General features: G+C 57.5%; 1 protein-coding gene. It reads right to left on the bottom strand.

What is annotated here, in order from left to right:
- The coding region (locus HMPREF3092_RS11045; protein WP_141738008.1) for an IS481 family transposase at positions 1-779 on the bottom strand (779 nt) is incomplete at both ends.

Raw genomic sequence — 779 nt, 5'->3', positions numbered from 1 at the left:
CGGTGGTGATTATAGTCGTGGAGCCATTTGCCAAGTGCGTTGTTGCGTTCGTTTTCTGATTGGTAGCACCTGGCATAAGCCCACCCATCTGTGAGCGTTCGGTGAAAGCGTTCGATCTTGCCGTTCGTCTGCGGTCGGTAGGGTCGTGTCCATTTCGGAGTGATGCCCAGCTCAGCACACGTTTGCTGCCACAGTGTTGATCGGTAACACGACCCGTTATCACTGATGACTCTCTTGACGTGAACATTGCGGTCTGCGAACCATGCAGTCGCCCGGCGCAACACCCCTGCTGCGGTGACGGCCTTTTCATCATCGTGGATCTCTGCGTACGCCACCCGGGAATGGTCATCGACCACGGTGTGGACAAAGCAGTATCCCAACGCGGAGTGTCTGGACCGATCCTGTGGCTTGCCTTCTGTCTTTGCCCGGTTGAGGAAACCCTGAGCCTTGCCGACAAACCGCCACCCACCACCATCGGGGATCTTGCCGAACTTCGTCACATCCACATGGAGTAAGTCCCCCGGCTGATCATGTTCATAACGACGCACGACCTCACCGGTGGCACGGTCAAGATACGACAGCCGGTTCAGCCGGCAGCGTGTAAGCACCTGATGCGCTGTTGACGGCGCCACACCGCACAGAACAGCCAACTGCGCAGGTCCGATGCGTTTACGCAACCGCAGCGACACGATGCGTTTGACCACCTTAGACGTGGTCTTATTCGGGCTTGTACGGGGTCGGGAAGAACGATCCTGCATGCCTTCACCATTGCGATAGCG

It is taken from the genome of Brevibacterium sp. HMSC24B04, assembly GCF_001806835.1.
GTDB classification, from domain to species: domain Bacteria; phylum Actinomycetota; class Actinomycetes; order Actinomycetales; family Brevibacteriaceae; genus Brevibacterium; species Brevibacterium ravenspurgense.
Note: the sequence above shows the minus strand (reverse complement) of the source record. Positions and strands in the feature narration are given on the sequence as shown.